16 protein-coding genes are annotated in these 14,537 nt (G+C 38.1%); 6 read left to right on the forward strand and 10 right to left on the reverse strand.

Annotated elements, in window-relative coordinates:
• The first annotated feature begins 140 nt into the window (after positions 1-140).
• Positions 141-1,046 (forward strand): LysM peptidoglycan-binding domain-containing M23 family metallopeptidase, encoded by a 906-nt coding sequence (locus tag H6G68_RS06015; RefSeq protein ID WP_190905820.1) that lies wholly within the window; start codon positions 141-143, stop codon positions 1,044-1,046.
• A gap of 54 nt (positions 1,047-1,100) precedes the next feature.
• On the opposite strand, the gene H6G68_RS06020 is transcribed toward H6G68_RS06015, so the two are convergent.
• Both H6G68_RS06020 and H6G68_RS06025 read right to left on the reverse strand, forming a co-directional pair.
• The gene (locus tag H6G68_RS06020; protein WP_190905821.1) at positions 1,101-2,132 is read right to left on the reverse strand and encodes a cysteine hydrolase family protein; all 1,032 of its coding nucleotides are present in this window, start codon (positions 2,130-2,132) and stop codon (positions 1,101-1,103) included.
• Positions 2,133-2,415: 283 nt separating this feature from the next.
• Positions 2,416-3,474: a ParA family protein gene (locus H6G68_RS06025; protein ID WP_190905822.1), complete on the reverse strand. Its 1,059-nt coding sequence runs from the start codon at positions 3,472-3,474 to the stop codon at positions 2,416-2,418.
• Positions 3,475-3,760: 286 nt separating this feature from the next.
• Between H6G68_RS06025 and ispG the strand changes: the two genes are divergently transcribed.
• Positions 3,761-4,987, forward strand: a complete 1,227-nt coding sequence (ispG, locus tag H6G68_RS06030; protein ID WP_190905854.1) for a (E)-4-hydroxy-3-methylbut-2-enyl-diphosphate synthase — start codon at positions 3,761-3,763, stop codon at positions 4,985-4,987.
• A gap of 132 nt (positions 4,988-5,119) precedes the next feature.
• Entirely contained in the window at positions 5,120-6,403 is a 1,284-nt protein-coding gene (gene ctpC / locus H6G68_RS06035; protein WP_190905823.1) for a carboxyl-terminal processing protease CtpC, read from the forward strand.
• 36 nt (positions 6,404-6,439) lie between these two features.
• Here the strand turns inward: ctpC and H6G68_RS06040 are convergent, their stop codons facing one another.
• Positions 6,440-6,631: a DDE transposase family protein gene (locus H6G68_RS06040; RefSeq protein ID WP_190905824.1), complete on the reverse strand. Its 192-nt coding sequence runs from the start codon at positions 6,629-6,631 to the stop codon at positions 6,440-6,442.
• A 357-nt stretch (positions 6,632-6,988) separates the two neighbouring features.
• Here H6G68_RS06040 and H6G68_RS06045 point away from each other — a divergent pair, with 357 nt between their 5' ends.
• A complete protein-coding gene (locus tag H6G68_RS06045; RefSeq protein WP_127055194.1) occupies positions 6,989-7,282 on the forward strand; it encodes a hypothetical protein in 294 nt (97 codons plus the stop codon).
• Positions 7,283-7,346: 64 nt separating this feature from the next.
• Here the strand turns inward: H6G68_RS06045 and trmFO are convergent, their stop codons facing one another.
• Genes trmFO through H6G68_RS06060 form a run of 3 tightly spaced genes read right to left on the reverse strand, consistent with a single transcriptional unit; the run spans position 7,347 to position 9,526 of the window.
• Positions 7,347-8,669, reverse strand: coding sequence for an FADH(2)-oxidizing methylenetetrahydrofolate--tRNA-(uracil(54)-C(5))-methyltransferase TrmFO (gene trmFO / locus H6G68_RS06050; protein WP_190905825.1), 1,323 nt, complete (start codon positions 8,667-8,669; stop codon positions 7,347-7,349).
• A 17-nt stretch (positions 8,670-8,686) separates the two neighbouring features.
• Positions 8,687-9,115 (reverse strand): HNH endonuclease, encoded by a 429-nt coding sequence (locus H6G68_RS06055; RefSeq protein WP_190905826.1) that lies wholly within the window; start codon positions 9,113-9,115, stop codon positions 8,687-8,689.
• A 6-nt stretch (positions 9,116-9,121) separates the two neighbouring features.
• A complete protein-coding gene (locus H6G68_RS06060; protein ID WP_190905827.1) occupies positions 9,122-9,526 on the reverse strand; it encodes a hypothetical protein in 405 nt (134 codons plus the stop codon).
• A gap of 176 nt (positions 9,527-9,702) precedes the next feature.
• Between H6G68_RS06060 and H6G68_RS06065 the strand changes: the two genes are divergently transcribed.
• Entirely contained in the window at positions 9,703-10,158 is a 456-nt protein-coding gene (locus tag H6G68_RS06065) for a hypothetical protein (protein WP_190905828.1), read from the forward strand.
• A gap of 45 nt (positions 10,159-10,203) precedes the next feature.
• Positions 10,204-11,613, forward strand: a complete 1,410-nt coding sequence (locus H6G68_RS06070) for a pentapeptide repeat-containing protein (RefSeq protein ID WP_190905829.1) — start codon at positions 10,204-10,206, stop codon at positions 11,611-11,613.
• On the opposite strand, the gene H6G68_RS06075 is transcribed toward H6G68_RS06070, so the two are convergent.
• From H6G68_RS06075 to H6G68_RS06090, 4 genes are all read right to left on the reverse strand, one after another.
• Positions 11,608-11,877, reverse strand: a complete 270-nt coding sequence (locus H6G68_RS06075) for a hypothetical protein (RefSeq protein ID WP_190905830.1) — start codon at positions 11,875-11,877, stop codon at positions 11,608-11,610. The genes H6G68_RS06070 and H6G68_RS06075 overlap by 6 nt on opposite strands.
• Before the next feature lie 58 nt (positions 11,878-11,935).
• A complete protein-coding gene (locus H6G68_RS06080) occupies positions 11,936-12,499 on the reverse strand; it encodes a Uma2 family endonuclease (protein ID WP_190905831.1) in 564 nt (187 codons plus the stop codon).
• A gap of 54 nt (positions 12,500-12,553) precedes the next feature.
• Complete coding sequence (locus H6G68_RS06085; RefSeq protein ID WP_190905832.1) at positions 12,554-13,117, reverse strand: Uma2 family endonuclease; 564 nt, start codon at positions 13,115-13,117, stop codon at positions 12,554-12,556.
• A gap of 135 nt (positions 13,118-13,252) precedes the next feature.
• A complete protein-coding gene (locus tag H6G68_RS06090) occupies positions 13,253-14,407 on the reverse strand; it encodes an iron-containing alcohol dehydrogenase (RefSeq protein ID WP_190905833.1) in 1,155 nt (384 codons plus the stop codon).
• Between the last annotated feature and the right edge of the window lie 130 nt (positions 14,408-14,537).

Raw genomic sequence — 14,537 nt, forward strand, 5'->3', positions numbered from 1 at the left:
AGGGTTTTAGCCTAGTTCATATTTTTTACATAGTTTGGTTTTTGCGCCGATCTACTTAATTTGGAGTTAAGCAAAAAAATATCCTATCTTTAAGATTCCCCAACTAAAATCTAGAATTAGCGCTCTCTGAACTTGTTGACATGACTTTTCCCTATCGTTCAATGTTTTTGTATAGCTTAGTTAGCGCTTTGGGGTTAATATCCACAATGCCACAACCACAAAGCGCTAATGCTGCACCAAGCTGTTCAACTCCTGCCCTATCTCGCATTCAACGCCATCAAGTGTCTCGTGGTGAGACTTTAGAGGGCATAGCCCAGGGCTACAAGCTCATGCCAGCAACAATTATCGGCATGAATCCATTTATCAACAACGGGACTGTGAGGGTTGGTACTGAACTTCAGATTCCTCCCTTCAATGGGATTGTAGTAGAAATACCCCCCACTCAAACTTGGCGACAAGTTGCGATAAAGTACAAAGTCCGTCCAGATACTCTGTTTGAGATTAATGGTTGTCAACAAAATCCTAGAGTTGTTTTTGTTCCGGTTGTTCCTGGTGTAACTGGGTCTTCTAATCGTATTATTGCTGCTTCCCCTGCACAAACTGCACCATCTGCAACAATAGCTGGCTATCCCTTATCGAGTGCAACAACTGTAGCTTTACCTTATGGCTGGCAAATCAACCCCATAACCAAGGAAGTTTTTTTTCATAGTGGTGTAGACTTGGTAGCGCCAGTGGGTACTCCTGTGCAAGCGATCGCACCAGGTATTGTAGTATTTGCTAAAGACCAAAATAGTTATGGCAAGTTGGTAATTATTAATCACCTTGGTGGATATCAAAGCCGTTACGCCCAACTTGAGACGATAAATGTCACTTTGGGTCAAAATGTCAAAAAAGGTGACTTACTGGGAACTGTAGGAGCTACAGGACAACCGACTTCTAGAGAACCTCATCTACATTTTGAAATGCGTTCAAATGGTTCTCTGGGTTGGGAAGCAAAAGATCCAAAAGATTATTTGAGGATTTTTAACAACGCAGAGGGACGCTGAGGTCAACGCTGAGATTCGCTGAGATTGGCTCAGTAAATTTTGTGTTTTTCTGCGTTAAATAAAAATATGCTCGGTAGATTTAATGATGTGCATTCCCGCTTCTGCAAATCTGGCAAATGTCGCGTTAGCTTGTTCTGTGTAGTCAACTACTCCCGGAACTACAACAGGAGAGGTGCAATCTTCAAGTAGATAGATTTTATTTGTCAGGGTAGGGTCTACCTGTTTTATTTCTGTTAATAAATCATCAATTGTCCAAGCAACACAATGACTTTTAGCTTGTCCACCAATAATCACTGCATCAAATTCTAAAAGTTGTTTAATTAAATTTGTGTTTTTTTCAGCAATTGGCTTTTCGTCAAAACCTACTAATACTTCTGGACGTAAGATAGAATAATTTTCTGTTAAAGGATTTTCACCTTTTAATTCAAATTGGGTTTGACTTTGACGCGCAATACTATGAAAAAATATCGCTTCTTCTACAGATGAAACTAAAGCATGACCAATTCCGCCTAACATGGAATGATAAGGCCAAACTGTAAGCGGGTATTTACCATTTTGACTGAGTTGTTTCACATAATGAAAAGCTTGTTTTTTTAATAATTCATAATCCCCATTTGTCACACTATTGGCAACTGCTGGGTTAACTTGCCAAATTCCTTTTTCTATATCTGCGGCTGTAATGTTGGTTGCTGCTGGTATGGGGTGTTCTCCATCTGCATTTATCCAAAAAATAGGATGGAATATTTGCATTGCTGTATGAGTATCTAGGGTGGGAATAATTTTTGTAATTATGCCCAAGTTGCGATAAATAAATTCACACAATCTTGTATTATCATCAACTGCACCAGTTCCAGTTTCTCCACCTACATATAATTCAAAGTCGGGAATGCAAAATGTGTTTTGGACATCTATTAATAATAGACAAATGCGAGTTTTATCTAATGTTGCTGGTTGGATGTTTTGTTGTTTTGCAAATGTTTCTGCTTCGGCTGCGCGTTGTTGGTAAGGTACGCGCCAGACTTCACCGACTTTTACGGGTTTGAAGTGTGTGGGAATGGGGAGTTGGGTTGTATTTTGGGTATTCATGATTTAGTTTCAATCTTAGTTTTTATAGCTGTTATAGATATTGCGATTCTTGAGCAAATTTTAATAATTTAATAATTTAATAATTTAATAATTTATAAATATCAACTGTAATTTTTCAACAATGTTCAACATTTTTTTGAATTTTTCTCTCATCAAAACAACTAAACTCACCAACGGACAAGTTAACTTTATCACGAAGAAGCTGAAGTTAGTATCTGTCCGTCTGGTGAAGTGGCGTGTTAGGTTAAACTAAGTCTGAAATTTAATTGCGCTACAAATTCAACTATTCAATATTTTGCACGAGTTCTTTTATATTTGGCACTTGTTTGTCTAGTTGAGATTGATTAACTGTAATTCTTTTTCCAGCTACTTCCTTTTGTCCAGCCATCAAGAATGAAATAGGAATACCTAATGCGCCAGAAACAACTGAGGCCGTATTTGCATCATTAACTTCGTACTGAAACATTTCCTTAAATGCTTTTTGACTAATTGGTGTTGGAGAGCCGTTAGGATGAATACAAAAAGATTGAGGAGTTGATTTCCACACATTCCATATCTCTTCACCAATTTCGTTAACAATAGTTCTAAAGGCAGAAGCAGATGAACTATTCATTTGTGTAAGTCTGTTACCAATATACATATATATCTGAGGCAGAGCCATTCGAGACTTATTAGATTCAAGGTAAAATTCCGATTGAGGATCGCCAAGATGTCTTTGGATGCCGTATACTAACGCTAAAACTGCTTTTACCGCTCTCTTTGAAGCACCGTCAGCAGAAAAGGGAATCAACAGTCTCTCACCGGCTGTTAGGGCTAGTTCTGTATATATTGAAAAACTTGGATTACAGTCAATAAAAACACAGTTGTCTTCATTATTCCAAGAGTTTTGAATATCCGTGATTAGATTTCTTATCCACAGGTGAACAATTCTCCAAGCATCTTCTGGTCCTGGATTTGTTGCACCTGACACTCTAGAAGACTGCATTTCGAGCTGCTCATCTCCAACAACTAGATATACATTGCTTGGTACTTTGTCGTTGTACTGTGAAACCTGTGTAATGTACTTTGCACCGGAGTTTGGAGAAATGTATGGACTGCGAATGCGCTCTTCAATGTATCCAGCAATTGTACGCTTTTGTTGTTGTGTGTGAATTTGGGTAAGTCTTCGTTCTCCTTCTTCCATACCACCGAGAAGCATAGACGATGAGTTTGCTTGGGGACATAGATCAACTACTAAGACTTTCTTGTGAGGATTTTGATGTGCATATTCTGATGCTAGTTGGAAAGTTAGATAACTCTTACCAACACCACCTTTATTATTCCATATTGCGTAGATTGCCATTTGCTTTGAAGGTCTCCTATCAGTTCATAGGGATTCTAACTAAAAATCGTCTATTACTGGTAATAATCTCCCCATATACAATGCTGGAGCATCTCTAGGCGACAGCAGTACTACAAAATCTATCAGTTTTGAAGCCGTCCTAAATTCTATATGTAGAGAGAGAGATTGCACTTTCTCCCCTTTTTAACCACATCATCCCCCAAAACAGCCCCAACTATGGCAATCTGAGAAGCAGAACCCCTTGCAATCTGATATTTTAGCTACAGAAAATCTACCTGTTAAGGTTATGCAAACTCTGCCGACTCTTGAAACTACCAACACTACATCTAGCCAATCTGCCTTTGACACCACTATCAAACGCCGCAAAACCCGTCCTGTAAAAGTGGGAGATGTCACCATTGGGGGAGGCTACCCCGTCGTGGTGCAGTCGATGATTAATGAAGACACCCTAGATATTGACGGTTCTGTAGCGGGTATTCGTCGTCTCCATGAAATAGGCTGCGAAATAGTCCGCGTTACAGTTCCCAGTCTAGGACACGCCAAAGCCTTGGCGGAAATTAAACAGAAATTAATTAAAACTTACCGTGATGTGCCAATTGTTGCCGACGTGCATCACAACGGTATGAAAATCGCCTTAGAAGTCGCCAAACATATTGAAAAAGTGCGAATTAATCCAGGGTTATATGTATTTGAAAAGCCAAACACCAATCGCACTGAATATACCCAAAACGAATTTGATGAAATTGGCGAAAAAATCCGCGAAACCTTATCACCTCTAGTAATTTCCTTGCGTGATCAAGGTAAGGCGATGAGAATTGGGGTAAATCACGGTTCTCTAGCCGAAAGAATGCTATTTACCTATGGTGACACCCCAGAAGGCATGGTGGAATCTGCCATAGAATTTATTCGCATTTGTGAATCTTTGGACTTTCATAATTTGGTAATTTCCATGAAAGCGTCACGGGTTCCTGTGATGGTAGCTGCTTATCGGTTAATGGCCAAGCGCATGGATGATTTGGGTATGGATTATCCTTTACACCTTGGCGTGACAGAAGCCGGTGATGGTGAATATGGCAGAATTAAATCTACAGCTGGCATTGCCACATTACTGGCTGATGGTATTGGTGACACAATTCGTGTATCTCTAACCGAAGCACCTGAAAAAGAAATTCCTGTCTGTTACAGCATTCTGCAAGCGTTAGGTTTGCGGAAAACAATGGTTGAGTATGTCGCTTGTCCTTCTTGCGGACGGACTTTATTTAATTTAGAAGAAGTGCTGCACACAGTCCGGGAAGCCACCAAACACTTAACAGGGTTAGATATTGCCGTCATGGGTTGTATTGTGAATGGCCCTGGAGAAATGGCAGATGCTGACTATGGCTATGTCGGCAAAACCCCTGGTTACATTTCTTTATACCGTGGCCGAGAAGAAATTAAAAAAGTCCCAGAAATACAAGGTGTAGAGGAATTAATCAACCTCATTAAGGCTGATGGCCGTTGGGTAGACCCTTAATTTTCAAATTGGCGACCATCAAGGTCGCCTGATCTTTGTCATACTAAATCTTCATTTTGAATATTGAATTGCTGACCCTGTGTTAGATTGGGCATACTGACTATAAATTTTCCCTCTGACACAACTGTCATTATGGTGATTACAAAAAGTAGACTTGTTTTAGGTGCTACGGCAGTAACGCTCTCTACAATTGCTGTTACTAGTCTTGGCATTCACTCCCGTGGTCAGGCTTTATTTAAAGCAAGTCCCAAGGAATTGGTAGATGAAGTTTGGAACATCGTTTACCGTCAATATGTAGACGGCACTTTCAATCAGGTAGATTGGCAGGCTGTTCGTAAGGAATACTTAAGCAAGTCCTACAGTAATCAGCAGGAAGCTTATAAGTCCATTCGGGAAATGCTCAAAAAGCTAGAAGACCCATACACCCGGTTTATGGACCCAGAGGAATTCAAGAGTATGCAAGTAGATACTTCTGGAGAACTCACGGGTATTGGTATTACTATCAGTCAGGATGAAAAAACCAAGAAATTGGTTGTGATTGCCCCAATTGAGGATACACCTGCCTTTAAAATGGGGGTTCTGGCTAAGGATATCATTTTAGAAATTGATGGCAAAAGCACTGAAGGGATGGACACTAATCAGGCTGTATCTCTGATTCGTGGTGAAGCAGGAACCGCCGTCAAGCTGAAAATTCTGCGGAATGGTCAGACAAAACAATTTAATATCACAAGGGCGCGGATTGAAATCCATCCAGTTAAGTATTCCCAGAAGCAAACACCAGCCGGTAATATTGGCTACATTCGTCTGAACCAGTTTAGTGCCAATGCTGGCAAGGAAATGAAAGATGCTATTAACAAGTTAGAAGACAAAAAAGTATCTGGTTATATTTTAGATTTACGTGGCAACCCTGGTGGTTTACTATTTTCCAGTGTGGACATTGCCCGGATGTGGCTAGATAAAGGTATCATTGTTTCCACTATTGACCGTCAAGGTGAGCAAGAACGGGAAATAGCTAGGGGACGAGCTTTGACTACTAAACCTTTGGTAGTGTTGGTAGATAAAGGTTCCGCTAGTGCCAGTGAAATTCTTTCAGGGGCTTTGCAAGATAACAAACGCGCTGTTTTAGTGGGTACGCAAACTTTTGGTAAGGGCTTGGTACAATCGGTGCGTCCTCTAGAAGATGGCTCAGGGTTAGCGGTGACAATTGCCAAATACCATACCCCCAGCGGTAAAGATATTAACAAACATGGTGTTGATCCAGATGTAAAAGTGGAATTGACAGATGCACAAAGACAAGATTTATGGCTACGTGAGCGTGATAAACTCGCTACTCTAGAAGATCCTCAATTTGCCAAAGCTGTGGAAGTTTTAGGTAAGCAAGTTTCTCAAAATACTACGACCATAAATAAGAATTAAATCCAAAATCTAAAATCCAAAATCCAAAATCTAAAATTAAATGGGTTGGCATTTTCCAGCCCTAATTAATCCAATACGCCGAGAAATTGCTTCTTGTGGACTACTAAAACTTCCCCATTTTTCAAGAATGTCTGGGTTGTTGTCCTCAATTTGTTGGCTTGGGACTATTTCGCATTTTTCAGATTTATGCTTGACAATATACCAAGTTTGTGTTTTTTCTTCGGTCATTTCAAAAATTTGATTTGTGGTTGACTTACGATAAACGCAATATAACAATGCAATTATTACATCAAACAATTGAATTAGTTACATAAATAACAGATGATAAGAATGACATTGTTTGTTACTGCTATCACCCACTACAAAACACACTATGTAGTGGGCTTTATCATCCCTTCAAGATGTAGCAACTCAAAGCTTTTTTGAGCCAGTTTCTCTAACCACAACCAAAACAGTTGATCCTCTTATTCCTAACTTCCTCGATTTAGTCAGTCCCAAACATCTAGAAAATTGGTTTGCTAACTGCTGCTACTGGACTTTATAAACTTGCAATCTGCTGTAATTAATATTACTAATAATTCTATTATGAAGACACGCCAAGGAATTCTAATTTTAACCTTAGTGATCCCTGGTTTATTAGTATTGCTAATATCGCTTTATTATTTTGGCACAGATTATGCAGCACTAATTAAAGCTGAAAGTTATGCCGAACAACTGGTAAAGGATGAAAAAGCTAATGATAGAAATCTCCAATTTGCCTATCATCGAGCTTTAGCCCATCGGATTAATGTCTTTGCAGATGCTACGTGGGGATTGTTAGGAGGTGTGATTACAGGAATAGGAATACATGGTTTAGTGACATTGAAGGAGAAAGATTGAAATAATTCGTAATTCGTAATTCGTAATTCGTAATTCGTAATTAAAATACTTTCTCCCTATTAACTTAAACAGCTAAATTTTCCGTTTTCCAACTGGCTAAATCTGCCAAAGATCGATCACGATAACGTCCATATTTTTCCGGTTTACTTTTGATTTTCACACCCAAATCAGGCACAATGCCAAAATTAGGAGCCATCGGTTGAAAATGCTTAGGTGCAGCGGATCTGATAAACTCAAATAATGCCCCCATCATCGTTGTTACAGGCAAAATTAGCGGTTCTTTTCCTAAAGCTAACCGTGCAGCATTTGTTCCCGCTAACCAACCTCCAGCAGATGCAGCGGTGTAACCTTCTGTGCCTATTAATTGTCCTGCTGCTAATAAAGTTGGACGTTCTTTAAATTGCAAACTTGCAGACATCAACTGTGGTGCATTTAAAAAAGTATTACGGTGCATGACTCCTAATCTGACAAACTCGGCTTTTTCTAAACCAGGAATCATTTGAAAAACTCGTTTTTGTTCACCCCAACGCAAATTAGTTTGAAATCCTACCATATTCCAAAGTTGACCGGCTTTATCTTCTTGTCGTAATTGAATCACCGCATAGTTACGTTCTCCGGTGCGAGGATCAGATAAACCCACAGGTTTCAGGGGACCATATCGCATGGTATCTTCTCCCCGTCGCGCCATTTCTTCAATTGGTAAACAAGCTTCAAAAAATTTCGCCGTTTCCTTTTCAAAGTCTTTTAATTCTGTTTGTTCAGCTTTACGTAATTCTTCCCAAAAATGTAAATACTGCTCTTTATTCATGGGACAATTGAGATATGCCGCTTCACCTTTGTCATAGCGAGAAGCCATAAAAGCAATATCTTTATTAATAGAATCTCCTAGAATAATAGGACTTGCAGCATCAAAGAAATTGAGATATTCCATCCCGGTAAATCGTTGTAAATCTGCCGATAAATCAGGACTTGTTAATGGGCCAGAAGCTAAAACAACAATACCTTCGGGAATTGCTGTAACTTCCCCCCGACGGAAATCAATTAAAGGATGATTTGCTAAAGTTTGGGTTAAATCTTCCCCAAATTGTCCTCTGTCTACCGCTAAAGCCCCACCAGCGGGGACTGCGTGTTCATCTGCCTTGGCAATAATAATAGAACCGAGTTGACGTAATTCTTCGTGTAATAGACCAGCTGCGCGATCGCTTGCCATTGCCCCGAAGGAGTTACTACAGACCAATTCTGCCAAATTTTCAGTATGATGGGCAGGGCTGAAGCGTTTAGGGCGCATCTCGTGGAGAATTACAGGAACGCCGGCTTGGGCTATTTGCCATGCTGCTTCTGTTCCTGCGAGTCCACCGCCAATTACTTGTATTGGTTGTTGTGTCATAGTTTTTTTTTATACTATTACTCATTAGTAGGAGGATGCCAACCACTTATTACCCAGCGTTTACGAGCAACTGTAATAACTGGGTTATTCATGCGTAGCCTAGTTATTGTAGCGCGACCTATAGCAGTTATCCCTTCCACTCTTGTACCGTCAGGACTCCAGACAAAATGTTCTGACCATTTCTGTTTACGAGGGTTAAAAAGTGATATTGTTTCGCCCGTTAAAGGATCTATAGACTCGGTTAAGTTACTCTTATATTCATTACAAGAACGACAGGCTAAACAAAGATTTTCAAAATTTGTATCTCCACCTTGTGAAACTGGTTGAATGTGATCATAAGTCATGGGAATACCGCTATTTGCTTCGGATGTTAAGCAATAGCAGCAACGCGATTCATCACTATCTATAATTTGTTTTCTTAAACTTTCGGAAATATATGTAGACACAAGAATTTAAGGAGTTGATACACTATATCCTCGCCAACGAAGTAAAACTGCGGCTTGGGCTTTACGTAACATAAAGAGATCAGATTCGTGTCGGAGAGATATTAAATTTAATCTTTCTATTTCTGTCAATGTACCACTAGAATTTTTCTCTAGTAAGTTATTATATTCTTCCATATCTACTGCTGTTTTATGACTATGGAAAATTTGCCAGAGAGTATTATCATTTAATTTATCTAAAGCTGCAAGTTCGGCTTGAAATTCCTCTGGTACATCATCCCATGCTGGTGGACTACCCATTTGTAAAGCATGAAGCATAACTTCCTCTAAAGGACGTTGAGTAGCATGGGCGGTATTGACTAACCGTTGATAGATAATTTCGGGTATTTGCAGTGTAACAGTTTCAGTAGGCATATTTAATTACTACTTAAATTTTCAATAGGAAAACTATTGATAATCCCAGTATATCCTGTTGTTATAGGTCTTTCAATTCAGTATAACGGCAATACAAGTACAGCATTTAATATTTACACTTTCATTAATTTGTGCTATACAATACTTGGTATTTTTTCAGTATTGATTCAAAATTGATGAAAAGCAAAATAATTAATGTGGTCTTTTTTAGCCTTGTGAGTATCAGCAGTCTGTTTGTGTGCAGTATTATTTTTAGTATCAGTAATACAGTCATAGCACAAACAGCAAAGCAAGATTCAGGTCAAAAACCTTGTGTACGACAAGAATTACCCAAGCTTAAACAGAATATGCCTTATTCAAAAGCTAGAGAAATGTTATTAGAAGCAGGTTGGCAAGCAATATTTAACCGAGACCAATTAATGAATTCTGAAAGAAGCGCCCCTGTGAATTACTTTTTTACTCAAAAAGGTTATACAGAAATTGTAGATTGTGCAGGTTCAGGTTTAGGTCTTTGTCTTTTTCAATTTGAAAGTGCTTATGGAGAAATTTTGTCTGTTACAACTGCAAATAATGGAGCAAATCAAGAAACTGTTTCTCGCTGGCATATTGAACAAAAAGAAACAGAAAAATAATGTGGATGGTAGATTACGTAATTTAATATATAACAACAATTGATTATGGCAAATTCAGAACACTTGGACATTTTACAGCAGGGTTTAGAAGCTTGGAATAATTGGAGAGATGAAAATCCAGATACAGTACCTGATTTCAGTAATTTTAATTTCTTCGAGGCTAATTTACGTTATGCTAACTTTAGTAGAGCTAACTTTAGTGGAGCTAATCTCGGTGATGCCATTCTAAATTATACTAATTTTAGTGAAGCTGATCTCACTGGATGTAATCTCAGTCATGCTAACTTTAATGGTGCTGATCTAAGTAGAGCTAATCTCAACCATACTGCATTTTACATTACCAGTCTCTGTGATGCTGATTTAAGTGGGGCTAACCTCAGTCATGCTACATTTTACAACACTGATCTCAGTGGAGCTAATCTCAGTCATAGTAATCTCACTGATGCTGATCTAAGTAAATGTCATTTTGAGGATACTAACCTGAGTGGCGCTGACCTAAGTGGAGCTAATCTCAGTCAGGCTGATTTTTATAATACTAACTTTAGTGGTGCTAATCTTAGAGGGGCTAATCTAGTTAGATCTAATCTATGGGTTGATTTCACTGATGCTGACTTGTATGATGTTGAATCTTATGGTTTTACTTTTGATGAGACTAATTTCAATGGGGCTAATCTGAGTGGGACTAACCTGAGTTATGCTTTTTTCAGTAGGGCTAATCTAAGTGGAGTTAACCTCAGTGATGCTAATCTCAGTTATGCTGTTATAAGTGGAGCTAATCTCAGGTATGCTAACTTAAATAATGCAAATTTAAGTTTCTCACAGGTAATAGCTACTAACTTTAATCATGCTAACATAACAGGTGCTTGTATAAAAAATTGGAATATTAACCATAAAACAAAATTGAATGGTGTAATTTGTGATTATATTTATCTGGATGTAAATGAAAAAGAAAGACGACCCATAAAGGGTAATTTTGAACCTGGAAAATTTGATATTTTCTGCAAAAAAATTATAGACAGTAAAAATTTAATTGTCAGTAAAATTTTTGAAGATGATGAAGTAAATAATCAAGGACTTGAGCTTTATTTAAACCAAAAATCATGCTATTGGGAAAATTTACGGTTTCATTCGGAAGCAGAGATAAAAATTGCTCAAGCATTAGACCGTGCTGGAGTTCTATATTTACCAAACTGTTTAGCTAGACTCAATACAAACAATGGCAGAGCAAATAAAGAAGCAAATTTTTTAGTGCGTTATAAGGGTAATTGGGGTATTTTAGAAGTTGATGAAATTTACTATACACCAGAACGTAGAACAGAAGAACAAGAAAGAGAACGTATGTTTAAAAGAAATGGTATCAAAGTAGTAGAAAGGTTTGATCCTAAAAGTTGTTACGACAATCCTGATATGGTGGTAAAAGAATTTTTAGAAGTAATAGAAAATATCTATTCATAAAAAATACATCATTCTTCCATATTCAATATCCCAAATTCTTTTATCACAATCAACTAGATTTTCCCTAACTAAAATTTCACCTTCCCATTTTCCAGAAGTTTTATCAAAAAAATCAGCAGCATATCCTAATTCTTCTGGTGTCGGTATTTTTTCTTCAGAAATATCACTAATAATAATTACTAATTCTTGATTAGCTAAATGTTGAGGAAGTTGTAACAATAACTTGCAATCTGCATAAACTTTTGATTTGATTTTTAATTTCATAAAATCATCTCCTAAATATCTCTAATCATTATACTCTTATTTTAAATAAGAATAAATTTCACTCTAACAACCAAGCAAACAACTCTCCAAGTGTCAGTTGTAAATCACTGGCAAAAGACGGTACAGTAATTAACATATCTGATTCATCAAATACCTCAATTTGTTGCTGCGGACGATAAACAAAAATAGTCCGCTCACTTGGATCAATCAACCAACCCATTTGAGTACCATAATTTAAACAATGCAAAATATTTTTAGTTACCTTTGTCTGATTTTGATCAGGTGATAAAATTTTAATTGTCCAATCTGGAGAAATTGCAAATGTGTTAGAAACTTCTCCATTTTCATCACGGGGAATTCTATTCCACACAAAAACTGCAATATCAGGTACTATTGAACGTCCACCAAAGGTACAACGCAATTCAGGAAATGCACGAGCAATCTGTTTAGGTTTAACGATAAAATTAATCGCAGGTACAAGTTCACCTTGAACTATACTATGTTTTCCCTGTGGCATTGGTTTTTGAATAATTTGAGCATCAATATACTCACTAGCAGGTTTCGTTTCTGGTAGTTGCAGAAACTCCTCTAATGTTAGAGTTTTTGGGATTGCTTGTACCATTTTAGTTAACTTCTAGAAAATATTTATCTTTCAATGTTAGATTTAAGGATTTTTCTACTTAAACAAACTATCCACAACACAACTAAATCCAGGCAACAAAGGCGATATTAACTCATCATTAGCAAACAGAGTTTCTACTAATACTAAAATCGCCCTTTCTCTTCGATAAACTTCTATTTGTTGTAACCGCCAATTCATTATCCAATATTCTTGCACACCTCTAGAAGCATAAAGCTTTAATTTGACTTCTTTGTCTCGGCGTTCATTTTCCACACCAGCAGAAAGCACTTCAATTACTAATTCTGGCGCACCTGTTAAATGTCCATCATCATCTAATAAAGTTGCTAATCTTTCATTACTTGCCCAAACTACATCAGGAATGACGTTATCAGCATCAGTAAAAATAATACCGGGAGCAGTTACAGCTTCTCCTAAACTGGTTTTTCTAGACCAAAGTGTGAGTTCTGTACAAACATTGTTGCAAGCTTTTTGATGTTTCCAATGTGGCGCTCTTGTCACAAATAATTCTCCATTAATTATCTCATAACGGTTGCCGTTATCTGGCAAGAGTTCAAGGTCTGAGCTTGTCCAGCGTACTCCCTCATATATCTGGGTCATACGGACTCCTGTAGTGGTGATAATTATATTATAGAATTTGTAGCAATATTGTTGTTATCCCAAGTTGAAAAATTTTAGATATTAAAAATTGCTTTGTTATGGGTAGGTAAAATACCTACCCTACAAATTAAATCTCTAAACGCAAAGAGCTAAAATCTTCTCAACAACTTGCGGGTTAACATCTTTATTTTCCCCCAAAGCTGTCATCCCATGCTTTTCTAAATTCTTGATTACTACTGGAATCGTTTCTACTCCCACACCATAATCAGATAAACGAGTGCGAACACCAACTGATTCAAAGAAATCACGAGTTTTAGTAATTGCTGCATCTATCCGTTCATCTTCAGAACCACCGACAATTTCCCAAACTCTATCTGCATATTGTAGAAGTTTTTGTGATTTGCGATCGCGTCTAATTGTCAAAGTGCTGGGTAACACAACCGCCAAAGTTTGAGCATGATCCATACCATGCAACGCTGTCAACTCATGACCAATCATGTGGGTTGTCCAATCTTGGGGAACACCAACAGCAATTAACCCATTTAACGCCATTGTCGCAGCCCAAACTAAATTCGCCCGTGCATCATAATCTGTAGGATTTGCTAAGGTTTTTGGCCCCTCTTCAATCAGCGTTTTCAGAATTGACTCAGCCATGCGATCTTGCAATGGTGCATTCACTGAATAAGTTAAATACTGCTCCATCACATGAGTAAAAGCATCTACAATACCATTGCTAATTTGCCTCGTAGGCAGGGAGAAAGTAGTTTCTGGGTCAAGAACAGAAAATTTAGAAAACACCAGGGGATTAGCGAAATATAACTTTTCTTGAGTTTCCGACTTAGTAATCACCGAAGTTGGGTTCATTTCCGAACCAGTTGCTGGTAAAGTCAAGACCACACCAAAGGGAACAGCCGCAGTTATCGGTGCGCCTTTTGCTAAAATATCCCAAGGGTCGCCGACAAAAGGAACAGCAGCAGCAATAAATTTAGTCCCGTCAACAACTGAACCACCACCCACAGCTAAAATAAAATCAATACCTTCTTGGCGGATTAATTCAACCGCTTTCATCAAAGTTTCCAGGTGGGGGTTGGGTTCAATTCCCCCAAACTCAAATACATTCCGTCCAGGTAATGCCGATTTTACTTGATCATAAACACCATTGGCTTTAATGCTACCACCGCCGTAGGTGATGAGAATTTTAGCATCGGCGGGGATTTCTTGAGCAATATTGGCGATTTGACCTTTGCCAAATAGGATTTTAACAGGATTGTAAAAAACGAAGTTTTCCATGATTAATCACACAAGGGAATTAGATTTCACCTTGAGTATTGTAATCAGTTTCTTGATTTTTTCGCCTGTACCTAGAGAATACTCTTTCCCAAAAAAGAAGGCGGAGTTATTGGAGAAGTGGAGAATTTTA

It is taken from the genome of Anabaena catenula FACHB-362 (genome assembly GCF_014698735.1).
Lineage (GTDB): Bacteria > Cyanobacteriota > Cyanobacteriia > Cyanobacteriales > Nostocaceae > Anabaena > Anabaena variabilis_A.

Excerpts from the sequence above, each read along its gene's own strand:
- H6G68_RS06015 (WP_190905820.1), top strand. The coding sequence starts at position 141 with ATGACTTTTCCCTATCGTTCAATGTTTTTGTATAGCTTAGTTAGCGCT.
- H6G68_RS06020 (WP_190905821.1), bottom strand. The coding sequence starts at position 2,132 with ATGAATACCCAAAATACAACCCAACTCCCCATTCCCACACACTTCAAA.
- H6G68_RS06025 (WP_190905822.1), bottom strand. The coding sequence starts at position 3,474 with ATGGCAATCTACGCAATATGGAATAATAAAGGTGGTGTTGGTAAGAGT.
- ispG (WP_190905854.1), top strand. The coding sequence starts at position 3,761 with ATGCAAACTCTGCCGACTCTTGAAACTACCAACACTACATCTAGCCAA.
- ctpC (WP_190905823.1), top strand. The coding sequence starts at position 5,120 with ATGGTGATTACAAAAAGTAGACTTGTTTTAGGTGCTACGGCAGTAACG.
- H6G68_RS06040 (WP_190905824.1), bottom strand. The coding sequence starts at position 6,631 with ATGACCGAAGAAAAAACACAAACTTGGTATATTGTCAAGCATAAATCT.
- H6G68_RS06045 (WP_127055194.1), top strand. The coding sequence starts at position 6,989 with ATGAAGACACGCCAAGGAATTCTAATTTTAACCTTAGTGATCCCTGGT.
- trmFO (WP_190905825.1), bottom strand. The coding sequence starts at position 8,669 with ATGACACAACAACCAATACAAGTAATTGGCGGTGGACTCGCAGGAACA.
- H6G68_RS06060 (WP_190905827.1), bottom strand. The coding sequence starts at position 9,526 with ATGCCTACTGAAACTGTTACACTGCAAATACCCGAAATTATCTATCAA.
- H6G68_RS06065 (WP_190905828.1), top strand. The coding sequence starts at position 9,703 with ATGAAAAGCAAAATAATTAATGTGGTCTTTTTTAGCCTTGTGAGTATC.
- H6G68_RS06070 (WP_190905829.1), top strand. The coding sequence starts at position 10,204 with ATGGCAAATTCAGAACACTTGGACATTTTACAGCAGGGTTTAGAAGCT.
- H6G68_RS06075 (WP_190905830.1), bottom strand. The coding sequence starts at position 11,877 with ATGAAATTAAAAATCAAATCAAAAGTTTATGCAGATTGCAAGTTATTG.
- H6G68_RS06080 (WP_190905831.1), bottom strand. The coding sequence starts at position 12,499 with ATGGTACAAGCAATCCCAAAAACTCTAACATTAGAGGAGTTTCTGCAA.
- H6G68_RS06085 (WP_190905832.1), bottom strand. The coding sequence starts at position 13,117 with ATGACCCAGATATATGAGGGAGTACGCTGGACAAGCTCAGACCTTGAA.
- H6G68_RS06090 (WP_190905833.1), bottom strand. The coding sequence starts at position 14,407 with ATGGAAAACTTCGTTTTTTACAATCCTGTTAAAATCCTATTTGGCAAA.